Origin of the sequence: Congregibacter sp. (assembly GCF_965660375.1) — a bacterium.
GTDB lineage: Bacteria > Pseudomonadota > Gammaproteobacteria > Pseudomonadales > Halieaceae > Congregibacter.
In genome coordinates this window covers 15,767-33,747 of the sequence record NZ_CBFHZO010000028.1, presented here as the reverse complement: position 1 = coordinate 33,747, position 17,981 = coordinate 15,767, and the positions used below count along the sequence as shown (strand labels likewise).

Annotated in this window: 17 protein-coding genes; all 17 read right to left on the bottom strand. The window is 56.0% G+C overall.

Annotated elements, in window-relative coordinates; translation table 11 throughout:
- Positions 1 to 892: hypothetical protein (locus ACTG3T_RS02410; protein ID WP_439100671.1), on the bottom strand; the 892-nt coding region annotated here is incomplete at its 3' end.
- A gap of 15 nt (positions 893 to 907) precedes the next feature.
- Positions 908 to 1,732: a hypothetical protein gene (locus ACTG3T_RS02405; protein ID WP_439100670.1), complete on the bottom strand. Its 825-nt coding sequence runs from the start codon at positions 1,730 to 1,732 to the stop codon at positions 908 to 910.
- 3 nt (positions 1,733 to 1,735) lie between these two features.
- The gene (locus tag ACTG3T_RS02400) at positions 1,736 to 2,368 is read right to left on the bottom strand and encodes a prepilin-type N-terminal cleavage/methylation domain-containing protein (RefSeq protein ID WP_439100669.1); all 633 of its coding nucleotides are present in this window, start codon (positions 2,366 to 2,368) and stop codon (positions 1,736 to 1,738) included.
- Positions 2,352 to 2,765, bottom strand: coding sequence for a type II secretion system protein (locus tag ACTG3T_RS02395; protein WP_439100668.1), 414 nt, complete (start codon positions 2,763 to 2,765; stop codon positions 2,352 to 2,354). The genes ACTG3T_RS02400 and ACTG3T_RS02395 overlap by 17 nt, the downstream gene beginning before the upstream one ends.
- Positions 2,758 to 3,237 (bottom strand): GspH/FimT family pseudopilin, encoded by a 480-nt coding sequence (locus tag ACTG3T_RS02390; protein WP_439100667.1) that lies wholly within the window; start codon positions 3,235 to 3,237, stop codon positions 2,758 to 2,760. Before ACTG3T_RS02390 ends, ACTG3T_RS02395 begins: the two co-directional genes overlap by 8 nt.
- Positions 3,238 to 3,269: 32 nt before the next feature.
- Entirely contained in the window at positions 3,270 to 3,713 is a 444-nt protein-coding gene (gene gspG, locus ACTG3T_RS02385; protein WP_439100666.1) for a type II secretion system major pseudopilin GspG, read from the bottom strand.
- A gap of 27 nt (positions 3,714 to 3,740) precedes the next feature.
- Positions 3,741 to 4,988, bottom strand: coding sequence for a type II secretion system F family protein (locus ACTG3T_RS02380; RefSeq protein WP_439100665.1), 1,248 nt, complete (start codon positions 4,986 to 4,988; stop codon positions 3,741 to 3,743).
- A gap of 75 nt (positions 4,989 to 5,063) precedes the next feature.
- Positions 5,064 to 6,761: a GspE/PulE family protein gene (locus ACTG3T_RS02375; RefSeq protein ID WP_439100664.1), complete on the bottom strand. Its 1,698-nt coding sequence runs from the start codon at positions 6,759 to 6,761 to the stop codon at positions 5,064 to 5,066.
- Positions 6,762 to 6,864: 103 nt separating this feature from the next.
- Complete coding sequence (locus ACTG3T_RS02370) at positions 6,865 to 8,085, bottom strand: hypothetical protein (protein ID WP_439100663.1); 1,221 nt, start codon at positions 8,083 to 8,085, stop codon at positions 6,865 to 6,867.
- The gene (locus tag ACTG3T_RS02365) at positions 8,078 to 9,334 is read right to left on the bottom strand and encodes a glycosyltransferase (protein ID WP_439100662.1); all 1,257 of its coding nucleotides are present in this window, start codon (positions 9,332 to 9,334) and stop codon (positions 8,078 to 8,080) included. Before ACTG3T_RS02365 ends, ACTG3T_RS02370 begins: the two co-directional genes overlap by 8 nt.
- Before the next feature lie 30 nt (positions 9,335 to 9,364).
- The gene (locus tag ACTG3T_RS02360; protein ID WP_439100661.1) at positions 9,365 to 10,996 is read right to left on the bottom strand and encodes a 3-(methylthio)propionyl-CoA ligase; all 1,632 of its coding nucleotides are present in this window, start codon (positions 10,994 to 10,996) and stop codon (positions 9,365 to 9,367) included.
- A 106-nt stretch (positions 10,997 to 11,102) separates the two neighbouring features.
- The gene (locus tag ACTG3T_RS02355; RefSeq protein ID WP_439100660.1) at positions 11,103 to 11,927 is read right to left on the bottom strand and encodes an MBL fold metallo-hydrolase; all 825 of its coding nucleotides are present in this window, start codon (positions 11,925 to 11,927) and stop codon (positions 11,103 to 11,105) included.
- Position 11,928: 1 nt separating this feature from the next.
- Entirely contained in the window at positions 11,929 to 13,119 is a 1,191-nt protein-coding gene (gene fabV, locus ACTG3T_RS02350) for an enoyl-ACP reductase FabV (RefSeq protein WP_439100659.1), read from the bottom strand.
- 119 nt (positions 13,120 to 13,238) lie between these two features.
- A complete protein-coding gene (locus ACTG3T_RS02345) occupies positions 13,239 to 15,026 on the bottom strand; it encodes a sugar phosphorylase (RefSeq protein ID WP_439100658.1) in 1,788 nt (595 codons plus the stop codon).
- Positions 15,013 to 16,239 carry a glycosyl transferase gene (locus tag ACTG3T_RS02340; RefSeq protein WP_439100657.1) on the bottom strand — a complete coding sequence of 409 codons (1,227 nt, stop codon included), beginning with the start codon at positions 16,237 to 16,239 and terminating at the stop codon, positions 15,013 to 15,015. The genes ACTG3T_RS02345 and ACTG3T_RS02340 overlap by 14 nt, the downstream gene beginning before the upstream one ends.
- A gap of 2 nt (positions 16,240 to 16,241) precedes the next feature.
- On the bottom strand, positions 16,242 to 17,087 hold the full coding sequence (locus ACTG3T_RS02335) for an HAD-IIB family hydrolase (RefSeq protein ID WP_439100656.1): 846 nt from the start codon (positions 17,085 to 17,087) through the stop codon (positions 16,242 to 16,244).
- The gene (locus ACTG3T_RS02330) at positions 17,084 to 17,977 is read right to left on the bottom strand and encodes a hypothetical protein (protein WP_439100655.1); all 894 of its coding nucleotides are present in this window, start codon (positions 17,975 to 17,977) and stop codon (positions 17,084 to 17,086) included. Before ACTG3T_RS02330 ends, ACTG3T_RS02335 begins: the two co-directional genes overlap by 4 nt.
- Positions 17,978 to 17,981 lie beyond the last annotated feature (4 nt).

Genomic DNA, 17,981 nt, shown 5'->3' with positions numbered 1-17,981 from the left:
ACGCATCGTCGGGGACCTTGGCACTGAGCACCGAAAGCTCACGTCGAAAGTTTGCGCTGCCTTCGACTTCGCTTGCAATCCTGTCGCCAAGCAGCCGCACCACACTCAATTCTTCGCGCATCGCCATCTCATCAGCCGTGGATGAGCGCAGAGACAACACTTGGGCATCAAGACTATTTGCTCGCAGGCTTAAAACCAAACCGCTGAGGAGCGGAGCTAATGCCAATGCCAGAAGGGCCGCTCCGACTGCAGCCAGAAACTTCGCCAAGTAGCGACGATACTGCGCGTTTCGATAGGACTCACCAAAACCCAAAATAACGACTGGATGCTCCGAGTCAGGCGTAAAGCTCCAAACCTCCAGCCCTGTGTGATCCACGGCGACTGTCGCTGAGCCCTCTTCCCGTACGTGACTCCCTTTCTCAGCAACCTCTCTCAGCACATGCGTCGCCGCCGCTCGCGAGGCAATCGCCACGTCGATAGCAACTCGCTCGGCGTCTGAGGCAGTAACCCGCCACCCAAAAACCGTATCGTCTTCCGGGAACGGGCTGAAGGCTTTAACCTCCATATGCACTGCCTCCCGGATACTGCTCGACAACGCGCCAGGGAGTGCCAAGGTACGATGCAAGACCATATCATCAGGAAGTACGATTGCGTTAAAGGGCGACTGGCTCGGTATGTCTCCAGCCAGCTGTTTTGACCCTCGGTACCAGAAACCAGGCTGCACCACCTCCCTGTCAGGACCCACCCGCGTCGCACGGACAGGCTCGTCTAGCTGTTGCCTAATAGGGCTGTCATTGTCCCAAAACAGCTGTGCTACGCCAGCTCGCAGAAAGCTACCCGCCGAACGCAAGTCATACCCGAACAGACGAAGGTCAGTATTCGCTTCAAACATCTGTAGCTACCTCCCTCAATCCGAAAGTGACGTAAACTGTGTGGGAAACCTACACTTAACACGCCATGGAATCCCGTACTGTGACTCATCGAGACTCACGCGATAGTGCCCTGTAGCCCGGCGTCCGCTTTCTGTTTCATAACTCATCGTTAACTGCACGACCGTGCCTCCGGCCGCACCGGCCCCGCCGACAGCTAACGAAGGCGCAAAGCCACCGAAGTCACCCGAGCCTGAGAACACCCCAGCAAAACTCGCCGGCAACATACTCGGATTCGGCTCCGGCGAGAACCCTCCCGAAGCTCTCATTGCAAACCCGAGTTGATCCAACACCTCTCGACGCATACCCGGCACCGCCATCAGATCATCCAGGCCATCGATAACAACGGGACTCGTTCCTATGGTATCGCTTCCTTGCTCCCGATAGCGAACAATTGCAGACGCTAAAGACCGGGCATAGTCGGCAGGCAAGCTGCCAAAATTGGTAAACAAAGACTGAATCACATTTACAGGTGCCACCCGCACGTCCAACAGTCCTTCCAGGGGATACACACTGCCCTCAAAGCGCTTACCCGCAAATTCAACGCTTTGATTAAAAACTACCGATGAAACAGCGGCAACACCCCGGTTACCACGGCCATACTCGTTCAGCAGCAAATGCGCCACACCATCAAAATAGGCTGCCGACTGTAGCTTGTCCCGCTGCGCATAGAGCATCTGCGTATCGAGGCGCGATGTTCCCACCATTGCCGTAACCATTAATGCCAAACCGGCCATGAGGGATAGAACCAGTACAGTCGCTACCCCTTGTTGACGATCCGAACCCAAAATACGTCCACTCACGACCTAAGGTCCGGGCGCCGCAGAGTAGTTATCAAACTTAACGACAATATCGGGCCAGTACTTTTCTTCCGACCGAATTTGAATTTTTACAGCCGCGGGCAAACGCGGCTGATCGTTGTCTTGCACGCCCCAGGGTTCTTCGGGAGACCAGCGATAGGACACTTCGAACTCGGAGACACCTTTCATCAACGCCTTGGTGTCATTCACTGTGCCCCAGTCAGGTTCCTCTTCGTTGCCCTGGTAAGCCTTCGATTGAAGAACAAGCTCGCCTTTATCTCGGCTGAGCCGCAGATACTGCTGGCCATTGCTTCCGGGGATGACCGCGGAGGAAGCAAGCCAGGCAACGTAGTCGGCCCCACCCTTGAAATACGAGCTTTGCTGCGCAGACACCTGAGACCACAGCCCCCCGTAGACCGGAACCCCACCAGCCCCCGACCCTTCCGCTCGTCGCAGGACGTCATGTAAAAACAGCGAGACTGTTCGCATCTCATCATTGCGATCAACAACCGCAACAACTTTGGACGAGGAGGAGCCAATCATCCGCATCGCGGACACGGTCAGCATAAGCACCAGAGAGAGCACCGTGCTCGCAACAAGCACCTCTACCAGCGTAAACCCGCTAGCGGACCGCTTCATCGGCAACTCCCACGACGGTGTTAAGCACAAACTCACGGGGCCTCAAATCGCCCCATGCCACCCGCGATTCAAACTTTTGAAGACGGATTGTGTTCTGCTCACCATCCGCCGGAAGCGGTTCCGCCTTCACAGACCATCGAAAACCATTGCTCTCGCCGGAAGCTCTAAAACCGGCCCTCGGATACTGCCCATGTTCGTTAAGAAGGGACTGCGCGAAAAGCATGGCATAGCTGTAGTCCTCCGCGACCTTCACGTTGCGAACAGCACCGGTAGCAGCCTCGTAAACCATTCCCAGCACCAGTCCGAGGATGGAAATAGCCACCAACATCTCGAGTAGGGAAAACCCCCGAACAGAGCGTCTCTCCCTATGCCTTGAGGATCGCAAAGAGCTACTCATCAGCCTCACCAGACGTTTGAGTTACCCTGCCAAGCAGCCAATCGACGTCGACCCGCACCGTAGGCCTCCCCTCCATATCAATGCGGATGTTGCCACCGCTGGAGCTGCCCGAGGGGAAGAACCGAACCGCTGCGTAGTCAGAACGGGCATACTCCTCCGCGGTAACAGCGCGCAGCCGTATCGATTCCCCCAGACGGATAAAGTCTGCGTCTTCAATCTTGTCGGACCCTGCAATTGGGAGAACACCGGGGCTTTTTGTATCAATCACCAAGTCCCAGGGACTCCCGGAGGAAACTGCACGAAATCGAGCGGCATTTGCCGCGCTCTGCACGCTACGAACCGCTTCGCGATAGGACGCTGTTTCATAGTACCGGTAGGCAGCCGGAGCACCGACACCTACCAACAGTGACGCTATAACCAGCGCCACCATGATTTCGATAAGAGTAAAACCCTTTTCTGACACAGATTCCACGCTATTACGGCCACTTAATCGCCCGCTTTGGTTCAGAAATTACTCACATCGGCGTTTTCACCTTCGCCGCCGCGTGAGCCATCCGCCCCGAGAGAAAACAAATCAAAATCGCCACTCTTGCCGGGGAAAGCGTATTCGTATTCGTTACCCCAGGGATCCAGAGGTACCTCCGACTTCTTGAGATAGGGGCCATTCCACCCAGACGCGCGAGAGGGCTGACGAATTACCGCATCTAATCCCTCATCACTGGACGGAAAACGCCCCACATCCAATTTGTACATCTCCAGTGCCTGCTCCAGGTCCTTGATCTGCAGCGCCGCGGTTTTGGACTTGGCTCCGCCCAGCTGGTTGAGAATACGGGGACCCACCAGACCTGCCAGCATTGCCAGAATCGCAAGCACCACCAGCAACTCTATAAGGGTAAAGCCCCTTTGCGCATGCGGTGCAGCTGAACGAGACGGAGAACAAAGCAACATAAATATTCCTAGTAAAATCGGTTGTAATTAAATGGCCAGATCGTTGACCGCGAGAATGCCCATAAGAATGGATACGATTAATACAGCGATCACAACACCCATGATCAGTATCAATGCGGGCTCAATAAGCGACAGGAGGCGCTTGATCAATGCATCTGATTCGGCGTCGTAGATCCTTGCAACCTCCAACAACATATCACCCAGTCGCCCGGACTCTTCACCGACACGAACCATCTGCACCATCAGAGGGCTAAACTCCTCATTAGTTCCCATAATTGCCGAAAGCGCGCGCCCGCCTTTTACCGCCGCGGGCAACTCCGACATCGCAGCTCGCAGTCGCGTATTCTCCACGGTATCAGAGGCAATCTTTATTGCTGAGAGCATTTGGACACCATTGCCCAACAACGTGCCCAGTGTTCTTGCGAACTGCGCTAGCGCGAAGTGCCTGACGAGCTGGCCTACCAGGGGCATGTTCAGCAGCTTGTTGTCCCGCCAGGCCCGGCCGTCAGCACTTTGCAACCATCTGCGCGAAGCCCATACCCCTAAACCGGTAAACGCCATCAGGAAAACAGCGTAGGACTCTACAAACTTACCCATCGCCAACACGGCCCGTGTCATACCGGGCAAGCCCTCGCCCATGTCATCAAACAAAGCCTCAAACTGAGGGACAACAAAGCCCAGCATTACCGCGACTGCGAGCACTGCCACGACAAGCAGTATCGCGGGGTACATCAATGCCGACACTACCGAGCCGCGACGCTGCTCTGCAAGACTGAGCGCATCTGCCAAACGCTCAAGGACGGGGCCAAGGCTTCCACTTGCCTCTCCCGCACGCACCATGTTGATAAAAAACGCGCCAAACAGTGTATCGCGTCTCTCTAGCGCTGAACTCAGAGGCTTACCTGACTTGACGTCGTCACGGAGGTCCGAAAGCAGGCTTTTATAGACCGGATTCACGGTCATTTCTTCTTGCACCGCGAGGGCCCGATCCACCGGCATACCCGCTCGCAGAAGCGTGGCGAGTTCAGAGGTGAAAGACACAATATCCCGGCGCTTAAGCTTTTTTGCGCCCGGCGCCGTAGATACAGCAGGGGCTCCCTGAGCGATGGACTTTGAAGGAGCCTTGGGCGGTTTTTGGGCGCCTACCACCACGCGCACTGGCGTTAGACCGCGTGACCGCAGCTCCCGCAGTACGACCTGCTCGGAGCTGGCGTCAAGGGTCCCCTGCTCGAGGGCCCCCGAGCGGCTAGCTGCGCTGTAGCTAAAAACGGGCATAACGATGCCTGCTCAAGCGAGGCGATTGATACAGTGCCCCGCGAGACACGTTGCTGGCTGACTGAAATACGCTATTCAAGCCGCAAGCTCCTGATCACTCTGATCCTGCGTAACCCGGAGCACTTCCTCCAGCGAAGTGACCCCCTCGGCCACTTTGCGCAGGCCGCTCTCGTAGAGGGATAACATGCCCTTGGCGCGCATTGCGCGCTGCAACGCACTGGCATCTGCACCGCTGAGAATTAGATCCTGAACGTCCCCATTCATAATAAATATCTCGTGAATAGCGGTTCGTCCGCTATAACCCGTTCCTTTGCACTTTTCGCAGCCCTCGCCAACAAATACTGTCGAGTGACCATCCTGCATGAATCCGCCAAGACCGGTGCTTTCCAAAGTCCCCGCATCTAAATCCAAAGGCTTACGACACTCAGTACAAAGCTTGCGCAATAGACGCTGCGCCAGCACACCATTTACAGCGGAGGTGATCAGATAACGCTCAACCCCCATATCTTCCAGGCGGGTAATGGCGCCTGCGGCTGTGTTTGTGTGCAAGGTCGACAACACCAGGTGACCTGTCAATGCAGACTGCACCGCTATTTGCGCGGTCTCAGTATCACGCATTTCACCGATCATTATGATGTCGGGGTCCTGTCGAAGAATGGATCGCAGGGACCTTGCAAAGGTCAGTCCAATGGACGATTGCACCTGCATCTGGTTGATACCGGGAAGCTGATATTCCACTGGATCTTCGACGGTAATGATCTTTGAAGCGGACGCATCCAGCTCCGACAAGGATGCGTACAGCGTCGTGGTCTTACCGGAGCCCGTGGGGCCTGTGAGCAAAAGCACGCCATGAGGACGAGCCAACAGGCTCCTGTAAGGCCGCAGAATGTCGTCGCTAAAACCCATACCGCTGAGGCTAAAGCGAACGTTTTCCCGGTCCAGAACACGCATGACGATCGCTTCGCCATGCACAGTGGGTGTTGTCGCCACACGCAGGTCCAGCTCCTTGCCCTTGACCCGGGTCATAATCCGGCCGTCCTGAGGCAATCGTCGCTCGGCAATATCCAGGTTAGCCAGCAGTTTAATTCTTGAGGCAATCGCGGCCGCGGGCAAAGTGCGCAGCTGAGCATCGGGCTCCTCGCCGATAACCCCGTCCACACGATAACGAAGACGCAAACCCTGGTCCGAAGGCTCTATATGGATATCAGAAGCACCCACATCTATCGCCTTGTGGATAATCTGGTTGACGACTTTGATGACCGGCGCCTCACTGGCCATGTCGCGCAAGTGCTCCACAAACTCCATCCCATCAAGATCTGAAAGGGAGTCTTCTTCAACGTCCTCTTCCTCCGCTAGGCCCTCAAAAGCAGCTAGCGCCGCATTAACCTCGGCCTCCAGCCCCAGCATGAGTTCGATGTTGCGACCCGGACACGCTAAACCCAGCGCCTTCATGAGATAATCGTCCTGAGGAAACACGGCGACAAAACGCACTGAGTCATCCGTAACAAACACAGGAACCACCTGATTTGTGACGAGGAAGTCGCTGGCTACTGACTCCAGCCGGGGCAATTCCTCAGGGTAATCGGCGCTTGTCGCCAGGCTGAGCCCTAATTGCGCACAGAGCTCTGAAACGACATCTGTCTCTGCAACTAACCCGAGGCGAATCAATACCTGACCGAGATATCCACCCATCTCAGTCTGCGCCAAAAGCGCCCGGTCCAGGTCGCGCTCAGTAAGCTTTCCCGCCTGCATCAAGCGCTCACCCAATCTCATCTAAACATCACCCTGCAATAACCAACTATAAAAAAAGGACTCGCACTCTATACAGAGACGTCTGAGGGTTAAAGATAGTTCCTCGACGTTCTCAATGGTGTTCTCAACGAAGAACACGCTTCACACCCTGAATACCCTCACGGCTCAGCACGTTGATGGCTTTCTTTGACAACTTGGCAAGGGCCGAGGGATCGGTAAGCGCAAGCCTCAGCAGGCGGCGCAGCTTCGCCTGATCATAACGTGCTTCATTCACCGAGTATCCACTCGAAAGGGGTAGTTCTGCGGATTGGTCTCCAGAAGGCGCCAGATCAACTGAAGTGTCAAGCGCCGACCTCAACTCGGGCGAATCATAGGGATTGGGGTATTTTGACTGAAGCTCGCACCTATCGCGGAACATCGCGCGATGCACATCTGGAATCACGGTACCATCGGCATACCGCGCAAAGCTCCATGGTAGTGTGGGATTCATTGCTACTCGTCCCTCCTCAGCTCGATACCAGTCAAGAATTTTTCGAAGCGCAGCGGGGTTGTCGCTATTTTTCAATGCCATCAATTCATGAGAGTCGCTGCTCACAGCCGTAAAGTGGTAAAAGCCCAGAGGATTTTCATCCACCCAAAAGCAATCGTCCCGCACAGTGAGGTTACGCTCCGACAGATTCCAGGAGGCCACGTTATGTCGTGATGACCTCAGAATCCCCACACTCGGGAAAAGCGCCGGTATCAGGTCGGCCCACTTTTGATCGGTAAAAAGACCGCGAGCTTTGTCATCGCGACAAAAGAAATACAATCGCTGAGACCACCAGTCGGCAAATGCTTCCCCTACCGCATCACGATTTACTGCCAGAAAGCCAAGGTTATAAACACCACACTGTAGACTTGTGACCTCGTTATCAATTACACGGCCCAGGCTTGCCTCAGGCACCAATTGATGGGGAGATAACAAAATCGATGCTGTATCGAGGCCGTCAACAACATCGTCCAAACGTGAGAAGACCGCAATATCAGGGTCGAGGTACACGGCATGGTCGAAGTCACCGCTAGCAAGAAGCTGCTTGAGCGCAAAGGGCTTCACTGCCGTCGCCAGCTCTACCACGCGATGGCAAAAGCTCCAGGGCTCCCAGTCTGGAATACCCAAATCCGGGATGCTCTTTATGGACTGCGCATTGGCCAGCTCCAGGTCCGCGTCGTGCACATCGCGCTCGACAAGTACCAAATGTCGCTCCCATTCCGGATGGTAACGCTCCAGGGAGTCGAACAACACTCGCACCTTGGGTAGGTAATTGCGCGCAGCACTGGTAAAGACCGCGACCCTTGCCTCAGACACTGCATTCACCATAGCCAGATCTCGCAAAGCCCAGCATTTCATCAAGCAATGTTGGCGCGTGCATGCTGCTGGCGACAAACCCGCGGGAGTAGCTCTCTGCGCACTCTGCCTGCGCCCCCAGAGGCAGGGTTACCAGCGGCAGTTTCATTGCCATCACCTCATGTGCGACGTAGCTGAAAGTTTCAGGCCAGATCGACGGCATCAACACCAGAGACACGGCCAGATCATCAAGGAGTTCAGGAAGCTCGGATGCTTTGTAGCCACCAGATACCGACACTACCCTGGAGTCAAAACGCACCTCTGAGGTGCCGACAATCCTAATTTTTATAGACAGGTCCCGTGCGCGTATCTCCGCCGCCAGCGCGGACACTACCTCGGCACCTTTATGAAAGCTGATCCGCCCGATGACCGCAATTATTGAAAGGTCCTGGCGCCGCGCGGGCGGGGCGGACATCCTAAAATAGGCCATATCGTGAGGGACGAGTGTCATGCGATGGTCAAAGCGGGTGCCATAAGCCTGTCTAATCAACGCCATTGACGACCGGGAGAACACCCGTATCTCATCAACAACCTCAAGCAGCTCCTGGCAGGCTTGCCGCCAGACTGACAAACCACCCTCCCGCACCGATACATCAACCGGTACCGAATGAGCGGAGATGCAGCGTTTGCAGGCTTCTAAGCCTGGTACTGCGCAATAGTCACCCGATGCGTCCAGCAGTAGGTGCGAGGGGCAAATCAGGTAGTGATCATGCCACGTAACTGTCGTTGGTGCGCTCGTCTTTGAAATTAACAATCGCAGGCTATTGATCAGTTGCACCGGCTCGGCGAAGCCCACAAGCGTCCCTACTTGCAGGCTCTTTATCGATCCCGCCAGGCGTTCATCGCCAAGCAACAGATGCACGCTACCGGTAACTTGATGATTGAGCTTCAGTGCATCAGACGTCACTACCAGTCCACCGTGCAAACCATGCAAGGCAAGCCGGATGACCGTAACGCCACGGTCTTGCGCGATCACTACCTCTCGATCAAGATAGTCAGTCGATCCGCCGCCCAGATAACTGTCGATAAACAATGCCACCGGGCCCGACGCCTGAAGCTGATCCAGAAGCTGACTTGCGGATAACTTTTTCCAGGGTGCCCTCGCCGCTCTGCGCACTGACTTTTCGAAAAGCGTTAAAAACTGGCCCTGATTGAGCAGTCGACCAGCTTTCTTTAACTCGGAAGCAAAACGGGTAGCGGGAAGCTTCATTTGGTCGCCAAGGACTCTGCTGCGGTCGTCCTATCCCGCAAACTCGTAGTCTTTAAACTGCTCGCGAAGACCCACCTTGTGGATTTTTCCCGTGGCGCCGTGGGGCAGCTCGTCCACAAACTCCACCGCATCCGGCGTCCACCACTTGGCGATCTTGCCATCAAACCAGGCGAGCATCTCCTCGGCAGTAAGATCCTGGCCGTCTTTGGACTTCACAACGATGAGCAATGGTCGCTCGGACCACTTGGGATGATAACGACCAATTACCGCCGCTTCGGCGACCTTGGGATGGTCCGTCGCGGCATTTTCCACATCAATGGAGGATATCCATTCACCTCCGGACTTGATCACATCCTTGGTTCTGTCGGTAATCGCCATGTAACCTGTGGGATCAATGGTTGCCACGTCACCGGTCTCAAACCACCCCTCTTCGCTGTGCGCACTGGAGTCCGCCCCCAGCTCGTAGTAATCCGAGCAAATCCATGGGCCGCGGACCTTCAATGAACCATAGGCTTCACCGTCCCAGGGCAGCTCTTTACCCTCGTCGTCGACAATCTTCATCTCTACACCAAAAATAGGCCTACCGGCCTTGAGGCGCTGTTTTGCAAACGCCTCTTCGCTGTATTCGTCACGGGCAGCGGTGCACTCGTTCACCGAGCCAAGGGGACTCATCTCGGTCATGCCCCAGCCCACACGGGTCTCGACGCCGTAGCGATCGAAGTCCTCCATCACCGACAGCGGGCATGCCGCACCACCAACAATGACGCGGTCCAGCGTCTCCACCGTCTTGCCAGACTGCTTCAGATAAGCGAGGAGCCCCAGCCAGACCGTGGGCACGCCCGCCGACATGGTGACACCCTCATCATTGATCAATGTCGCCAGGGTCTCGCCGTCGCCCATCTTGTTACCCGGAAACACAAGCTTGGCACCCACCATGGGACAGGCATAGGGCGTGCCCCAGGCATTGACGTGAAACATGGGGACAATGGGCAGGATTGCATCGCGGGCCGACAGGCCCATGGCATCGGGCATCAGCGTGGCGTAGGCATGGAGCATGGTGGAGCGGTGAGAGTACAAGACGCCCTTGGGATTACCCGTGGTGCCCGAGGTGTAGCACAGCGCGCAGGCCTCGTTCTCCTCGAGGTTTGGCCACTCAAAATCATCAGAATGACTGTGCACCAGATCCTCGTAGCAGCTGACATTCTCCAGCTTGCTTTCCGGCATATGCTCTTTACCGGTGAGCACTACCCATTCACGAACCTTCGGGCACTGTTCGGCTATAGCCTCCACCAGGGGAACAAAGTCTGCGTCTACAAAAACCACCTGGTCTTCCGCATGATTGATGATGTAAACAATTTGCTCGGGAAACAGCCGTGGATTGATGGTGTGGCAGACGTAACCGCTGCAGGCTGCAGCATAGTAGGTCTCGAAGTGGCGATAATCGTTCCATGCCAAGGTGGCAATACGATCGCCGCGGGACAGGCCCCAGGCCGCCATACCATTGGCCAGCTGGCGTGTGCGTTTAAAGGCATCCCTGTAGGTGTATCGATGACGGGGGTTATCGCGGGTAACCGAAACAATCTCCTGATTACCATGCACCCGCTCCGCGTGGGCCATGATTGACGTAATCGTCAGTGAAGCATCCATCATCAAACCGTTCATTGGGAACTCCTTTCAAAAAGTCTGTTTTCTTAGGGTTTTGGGGTTGTACCGTATTGAAGCTCAGGTACCTCTTTTTCGTTAAAGGCTGCTGTAACCGCAGTTGGGTTTACGCCGCTGTCCATTGGTCGTCGCTCCGGCTGGCTCGCCCTTCGCGCTCAAGTTTAATCAAGTGTGCTTCCATGGAAAGCTTGGCCCAGGGATGAAGCCCCGGATCCACATCGTCGTAAACGCGCTGCACCAGCCTATCCAGATCACACAAACCAAGAGCCGCGAGGCCCTGCAAAACCTTTGCCTCTCGTGCCAGGCGATGCTTCACCAGACCCTCAATCTCGGCACGGCTGTCATCAATCACTTCGCCATGGCCGGGAGCGATGCAGTCCACCGGATACTCAAGGAGCATTTCCAGGGCCGCAATGTACGCCTGCATGTCGCCGCCGGGGGGAATGATAACGACGGTGCTGCCGTTCATCACGTGGTCTCCGGCGAACAACATCCCCTCATCCTCGAGGAGAAAACAGTAGTGATTACTGACATGCCCCGGTGTATGCAGCGCCAACAGCGACAGCTCATCGGTTTTCAGCCGGTACTCGTGATTTAAGGTGATATCAGGAGAGAAAGTCTCGTCCTGATGATCATCGCCTTCCGGCAGGGCACCAATGACGGTAGCACCGGTAGCCTCCGCTACCGCTTTCCATGCCGGGGAGTGATCGGGGTGGGTGTGCGTGCACACAATGTAACGAATACGTCCATCACCGGCCGTCAGAATCGCGTCAATATGCGACTCAATGGCGGGCCCCGGGTCCAGAACAATAACGTCCTCGTCACCCAACAAATAGGTGTTGGTCCCGGGTCCGGTCATGGCTCCGGGATTGGGCGCGACCAACCGGCGAACGCGGGGGCTCAGGCGCCAGGGTTTTCCATGCTCTAACATGTCAGACTAACTGAGCGATGGGAACCAGGGGATCGACGTCTGCGTCATAATCGACGCCGTCAACCTCAAAGCCAAAGAGCTGCAGAAACTCCCGGCGATAACCCGCAAAATCCGAGAGTTCGTGAAGGTTCTCCGTAGCTACCTGCTCCCACAGCTCTGCCACGGCCGCCTGCACCTCAGGATCCAGTTCTTTGCCGTCGGCGCGTAAGCGCCCTTCCTCATCAAGGCTTGGACTCGTCCCGTAAAGTGAGTCGCGAAACAGACCGTCGACCTGCTCTATGCAGCCCTCATGAGTGCCCTGCTCCTTCATCACCTTGAAGAGAATCGCCAGGTAGATGGGCATGGCGGGGATAGCCGCACTCGCCTGAGTGACCACGGCCTTCAGTACGGATACGCGAGCGTCACCACCCCTGGCGGCAAGACGCTCCCGAATATCAATAACTCGACGGTCGAGATCTTTTTTGGCAGCACCAATGGTGCCGTGCCAGTAGATATCCCAGGTCAATTTCTCGCCCACGTAGGTATAGGCTGTGGTCCTGGCTCCGTCCGCAAGCACTCCCGCTTCGTCCAGAGCCTCGATCCAGAACTGCCAATCCTCACCCCCCATGACGGCCACGGTGTTATCAATCTCGTCCTGGGTCGCCGGCTCGAGATGAAATTCCTGAATCTCGCCCTTGTCGGTGTTGATTCCCTTTTGCGTGGTCGCGCTGCCAATGGGTTTTAAGGTGGAGCTGTGAACATCGCCGGTACGGGGATGGGTGCGGCGCGGCGAGGCCAGGCTATACACGACCAGATCCACCTGCCCCATATGATTGCGAATCTCTTCGATGGCCCGCTGCTTTACCTCGTCACTGAAAGCATCGCCATTAATGCTCTTCGCATACAGGCCGGCGCTCTCTGCCTCGGCGTGGAACGTGGCGGAGTTGTACCAGCCTGCCGTACCAGGCTTGCGCTCCGTGCCCTCCTTCTCAAAAAACACACCGAGTGTTTCCGCACCGCTGCCAAAAGCGGCAACGATCCTTGAGGCGAGGCCGTAGCCGGTGGACGATCCGATCACCAGCACCCGCTTGGGCCCGTCGCTAACGGTGCCGTTGCCACGCACATAGGCAATCTGGCGTCGCACGTTTTCCGCGCAGCCGACAGGGTGTGTGGTGGTGCAAAGAAAGCCGCGTACGCGTGGCTTGATAACCATAAAGCGCTATCCCTAAAAATCGAGTCTCAGGAGGGGTTCGAGACCGTGCCATCGAAGACAAGCATCGCCGCGCGAACTCCCATCAAAGGAGCGAAATTCTAGCACAGGGATTTGCGGAACTAGCGGTGGTCCCGACGGTTGCTTATCCAGACGGTTTGGTAGGGCTCAAGGAGCATTTGCTGCTTGTTGCAGTCCTCGCCGGAGATCAGGTCTGACCAGTCCTGCGCCTCGATAAGATTAATGTCACTGAGTGGCAGATACTCAGCCTCATTGCTCACATTGGTAATGCAGAAAATACTCTGACGACGGTCCGAGCTCTGGCGCCAGAAGCCGAACAGCGTGGCCCCCAGATGTAAGGTGAACTGGGTTGCGTTGGGATGAAATGCTGATTGATTCTGTCGGATCGCCAGCAGATTCATGATGCCCTTGAATACCTGCGCATGCTCAGAACCGGCGTCCGCCAGCCGGGCTTCCAAATCCTCGAGCTGCCACTGATGGCGGTTGATCGCGCGGTTCTGCCCCGTCGCCTCCAGACGCTCCAGGTCGTTGCGCGTTCCCAGCAAGCTGTGCACGTAGATGCCGGGAATCCCCTCCAGTCCCAGCATGATGGCGTGCGCACAGATAAAGCGTTGGAGGCCATACTCATCGGGCCCGGCCACGGTGCCCTGGAGCGCATCCATAAGCGCAATATTGATCTCATAGGGCTTGTTCTGCCCGTCATCCAAAGCCCGGTAGGACACATGTCCGCCAAAGCGGCGCATGGTGCCTATGAGCGCCTGCAACTCCTCATCGGACAGCAGACCTTCAGCAGGACGCAGGCCGATGCCATCGTGGGACGCAATAAAATTGAAATAGGCGGTGCCGTGCTGGGGCGGCGGCATGCTCATCATCCATTGCTTCAAATAAAAGCAGTCGCCGGTTACCAGTGTATTTACCAGCAGCGGAGGCAGAGAAAAGTTGTAGACGCAATGCGCCTCGTTCCCGTTACCAAAATAAGAGAGGTTTTCCTGATTGGGGATATTGGTTTCGGTGATGATCATGGCATCGCCACGGGCGTGCTCTAGCAGTGTGCGCAGCAGGCGAACGATCTCATGGGTTTTTCGCAAATTGAGAGAACTGGTCCCGGGCTTTTTCCAGAGAAAGGCCACAGCATCCAGACGAAAGATCCGTACGCCGTTATCGAGGTAGTGACGCACGATCTCCACCATGCGCTTAAGCACCTCGGGATTTCGGAAATTGAGGTCCACCTGATCATGGCTGAAGGTACACCACACATGGCGCGTACCATCGACGGCCTCCACTTCGCGAAGCAGCGGTGATGTTCTCGGGCGAACCACCAGAGACAGGTCGTCTTTGGGTGATGCGGTAGCAAAATAGTCCTTGCCCGGCTCTTTGTTCAACAGAAAATTGGTGAACCACTGGCTGGCACTGGAACAGTGGTTGATCACCAGATCGCCCATGAGATTGTATTTGGCGCCAATGGCGAGGATGTCATCCCAATCGCCGAGGATCTCATTGACCTGCAGGTAGTCGATGACAGAAAACCCATCATCGGAACTCCAGGGGCAAAAAGGCAGGATATGCACACCGGTGATGCAACCATCGGCGTAGTGATCCAGCCAGTGCTTCAGCGTCTGCAGCGGCGCCTGTCCCTCCTGCTGGATGCTGTCTCCGTAGGTAATCATCAGGGCATCACGCTGATCCCAATGATTGAGATAAGGGTTTGGCTGCGGCATATCATCTTCGAGCCGCATTATGGTCAGCAGATCCTCGGCAAGGGATTGCATATCTGCTGTGATTTCACCGCCGGCATAAATCACCGAGAGCTGCTGGGCAACTCTGTGTGCTAAACCATGGGGATTTTCATCAAGGCCCTCGTTGGAGCCCGCATGCTCAACTGGGGGCATACTCCGCGGTGTCCTCTTCCACTGCCTGCAAAAGCCGGTCGCGTACCGTTGGCATGGCGCTACTCACCCGAGACCAACTCGGGATAAACGGCCGCTCCATGGGCCGATCAAGAAACGCCTCACCGGCTTTCATTATGTTTTCAGCGAAAAGCTCCACCGCTCGCTCTTCACCATGCAGATCATATTCGAGACCGTTCATCACCGCATCATTGTGATAGGTCTCTACAAAATCCAGCGCCACCCGATAGTAGCTGGCTTTTAAGGTACGAAAGCTCTCGGAGCTGAACACCACACCCCGTGTTGCAAGCTTTCGAAACAGCGCTTTGCTGATGTCGATGGACATCCGGGATAACCCGCCGGAAGCATCGTCTGCTGACAGCTTCTGATGCTTGTGGTCGTAGTTGTCTGCGATATCAGCCTGGCATAAACGGTTATTCGAATAGTTTCTGTGCATCTCCGATAAAACGCCTATCTCCAGCCCCCAGTCACTGGGGATACGAAGGTCGTTGAGCACATCCCTGCGAAAAGAGAATTCACCAGCCAGGGGATAGCGAAAGCTATCCATATAATTAAGATACTCCATATCCCCCTGGGTCTTCTTGAGCGCCCGGAGCAGGGGCGTGACAAGCAAGCGGCTTACCCGACCATTGATTTTTCCGTTGGCAACCCGTGCGTAAAAGCCTTTGCAAAACTCGTAATTGAAATTGGGGTGAGCTACCGGGTAAATAAGCCGGGCAAGGAGCGAGCGATCATAGGTAAGGATGTCGCAATCGTGTAAGGCAATGGACTCCACACGGTCCGCCGCCAGCAGGTAGCCCATGCAGTACCAGACGTTGCGTCCCTTTCCGAGTTCCCGGGGCGCCAGGTCCATCTGCCGCAATTCCTCATCAATCGCCTTGAGACGCGGCCCGTCGTTCCACAACACCCGGTGCGGTTGTGGGAGACGGGAGAAGAACTTCAGTGCATCCCGATACTGGTCCTCTGTCGCCTGATCCAGACCGATCACGATCTGGTTCAGATAAGGCACCTTGGCAAGGTGGTCGAGGATGCGGGGCATTGCCTCCCCCTCGAGCTCGGAATAAAGAGAGGGCAGCAATAATCCCATGGGGCGGGTCTTGCTAAAACCAACCAGCTCTGCTTCGAGGTCCTCTACAGGTCTGTTGGCAAGATTATGTAAGGTGGTGATGATGCCGTTCTGATAAAAATCCGCCATGCCTAGCCTTCCTCACGCGACTGATACAGGCCGCGCAACCACTCGCGGACCCCCAAGGACCAGGCCTGTGGGCCATAGCCCTCCCCGACTATCACTCCATCAACGCGCTCAAGTTCCGGCAGCGCACGGTCCTGCGCGGGAATTTGTAAAGCGTGGCGGGCAACTTCGAGCATGGGAACATCGTTTTCACCGTCTCCCACCGCTAGATCATAAACAGCCGAAGCCCCCGCCGCCAGCGCATATTCCTGACGAAGCCAGAGCAGCGCCTTACCTTTATCGCAATCGCCCGACACGCTGTAAAAGCGTCCCCCTTTCAAAACGCTGGCCCCCGCCTCTCGCACAGCCGATAAAAACACATCCAACTGCTCTTCGCTCCCTCGCCACTGCACTGGCTCGCTGTACTCCCGTTCATTGGCCAGCGCTGCTTTGTCAAAGCTCAATCCCGTCATCTCCACAATGCCATCAGTACCTGCGGTGGCAAAATCCATAAAGGATCCGGGCATGCTGTTCTGCAGCTCATCAAGGACAGCACGCCACTGCTCCCGCGACGGCGCAAGCTCTTTTATCCAATAGCCGTCCCTTAGCTCGCTATCCTTCGGTTGTTCCTGAAAATAGCGCTCGGGAATGCAAATCACAGCGCCGTTTTCAGCAATAAACGGATGCTCATTGTCGAGCTCCTTTCGCAGCGCCAACATTTCGGCACGGGTTTTACTGGAGGCAAGCACCACGGGAATGCGCATTTCCTCCAGCACCTGCAGCACCGGCTTTGCCGCTTCGTAGTTGTAGTCATGATGATCCAACAGTGAACCATCCAGATCCGTAACGACCAGATAGACCGCTGCGCTCATCCTGCTATCTCCAGACCGCGCACTGCAACGATATTACGATCCTCGTCCATTTGAAAAAGCACATCGACCCGTTCGGGAAGGTCTTGCAGGCACTGCCGAGTATAGCGCTCGAAGTGCTGAACAAAGCGCTGGAGCGCACTCTCGTCCATAAGTCCGGCCCCCTGCCCGCCCACGGCGTCGCAAAGCTTTTGCTCCTGCTCGCTACGCCAGCGCAGTACCTGATCAAAATCCGGAGCCTGCAACATCACCCAGAAATCCAGTTCGTCATAGAGAGGCTCATAGCAGGTTCTAAGCTGCTCATTGGAGTAGCCGCGCCAAAGACCCGATGTATCTTCATCCCGCTCCAGCGCATTGATTGGCTTAACAAGATGAGAAGAGGCTTCGCTATGGGCTCCCAGGCACCACCCCTCCAGAATAATCACATCCACCGGCGCCCGGCAGGCGGAATACGCCTCGGGCAGCGCTCGGTCGTCCCTGGACTTATCAAATCGGGGTATTCGCACGGGCCTCTCTGACGGCCGACTCAGCGCGTCCAGTGTATTGCGCAGCAGCGCCACATCGTGAGTACCCGGCACACCGCGGGTTTGCAGCAAAGGATGAACGTTCTCGGCCAGAGCCGCGCGCTCGGCGTAGGTCAAATAGAAGTCATCGAGAGACAGAGCCACGGCAGACAGCCCGAAGTCTTCAGCCAGACAGGCGCAAAGATAATCGCCCAGAGTGCTCTTCCCCGAGCCCTGGCTTCCATTCAAAGCAACTTTTAACGGGTCGCCGTGCTGCCTTTGGCGAGTGCTTAGCGCCCTTACCAAAGGCTCAAAATAGCGCTCTGCGGTATGCAGATAGCTCGCCTGCAGCCGATGGGTGTCAAGGAATTCTTGCTGCCAGGGTTTCACGCTC

What these genes read in the sequence shown, in the direction of transcription:
- ACTG3T_RS02340 (WP_439100657.1), bottom strand. Translation starts at nt 16,239, where the DNA reads ATGGCGGATTTTTATCAGAACGGCATCATCACCACCTTACATAATCTT.
- ACTG3T_RS02395 (WP_439100668.1), bottom strand. Translation starts at nt 2,765, where the DNA reads ATGAGTAGCTCTTTGCGATCCTCAAGGCATAGGGAGAGACGCTCTGTT.
- ACTG3T_RS02375 (WP_439100664.1), bottom strand. Translation starts at nt 6,761, where the DNA reads ATGAGATTGGGTGAGCGCTTGATGCAGGCGGGAAAGCTTACTGAGCGC.
- ACTG3T_RS02335 (WP_439100656.1), bottom strand. Translation starts at nt 17,087, where the DNA reads ATGAGCGCAGCGGTCTATCTGGTCGTTACGGATCTGGATGGTTCACTG.
- ACTG3T_RS02365 (WP_439100662.1), bottom strand. Translation starts at nt 9,334, where the DNA reads ATGAAGCTTCCCGCTACCCGTTTTGCTTCCGAGTTAAAGAAAGCTGGT.
- fabV (WP_439100659.1), bottom strand. Translation starts at nt 13,119, where the DNA reads ATGGTTATCAAGCCACGCGTACGCGGCTTTCTTTGCACCACCACACAC.
- gspG (WP_439100666.1), bottom strand. Translation starts at nt 3,713, where the DNA reads ATGTTGCTTTGTTCTCCGTCTCGTTCAGCTGCACCGCATGCGCAAAGG.
- ACTG3T_RS02345 (WP_439100658.1), bottom strand. Translation starts at nt 15,026, where the DNA reads ATGCCCCCAGTTGAGCATGCGGGCTCCAACGAGGGCCTTGATGAAAAT.
- ACTG3T_RS02380 (WP_439100665.1), bottom strand. Translation starts at nt 4,988, where the DNA reads ATGCCCGTTTTTAGCTACAGCGCAGCTAGCCGCTCGGGGGCCCTCGAG.
- ACTG3T_RS02360 (WP_439100661.1), bottom strand. Translation starts at nt 10,996, where the DNA reads ATGAACGGTTTGATGATGGATGCTTCACTGACGATTACGTCAATCATG.
- ACTG3T_RS02355 (WP_439100660.1), bottom strand. Translation starts at nt 11,927, where the DNA reads ATGTTAGAGCATGGAAAACCCTGGCGCCTGAGCCCCCGCGTTCGCCGG.
- ACTG3T_RS02400 (WP_439100669.1), bottom strand. Translation starts at nt 2,368, where the DNA reads ATGAAGCGGTCCGCTAGCGGGTTTACGCTGGTAGAGGTGCTTGTTGCG.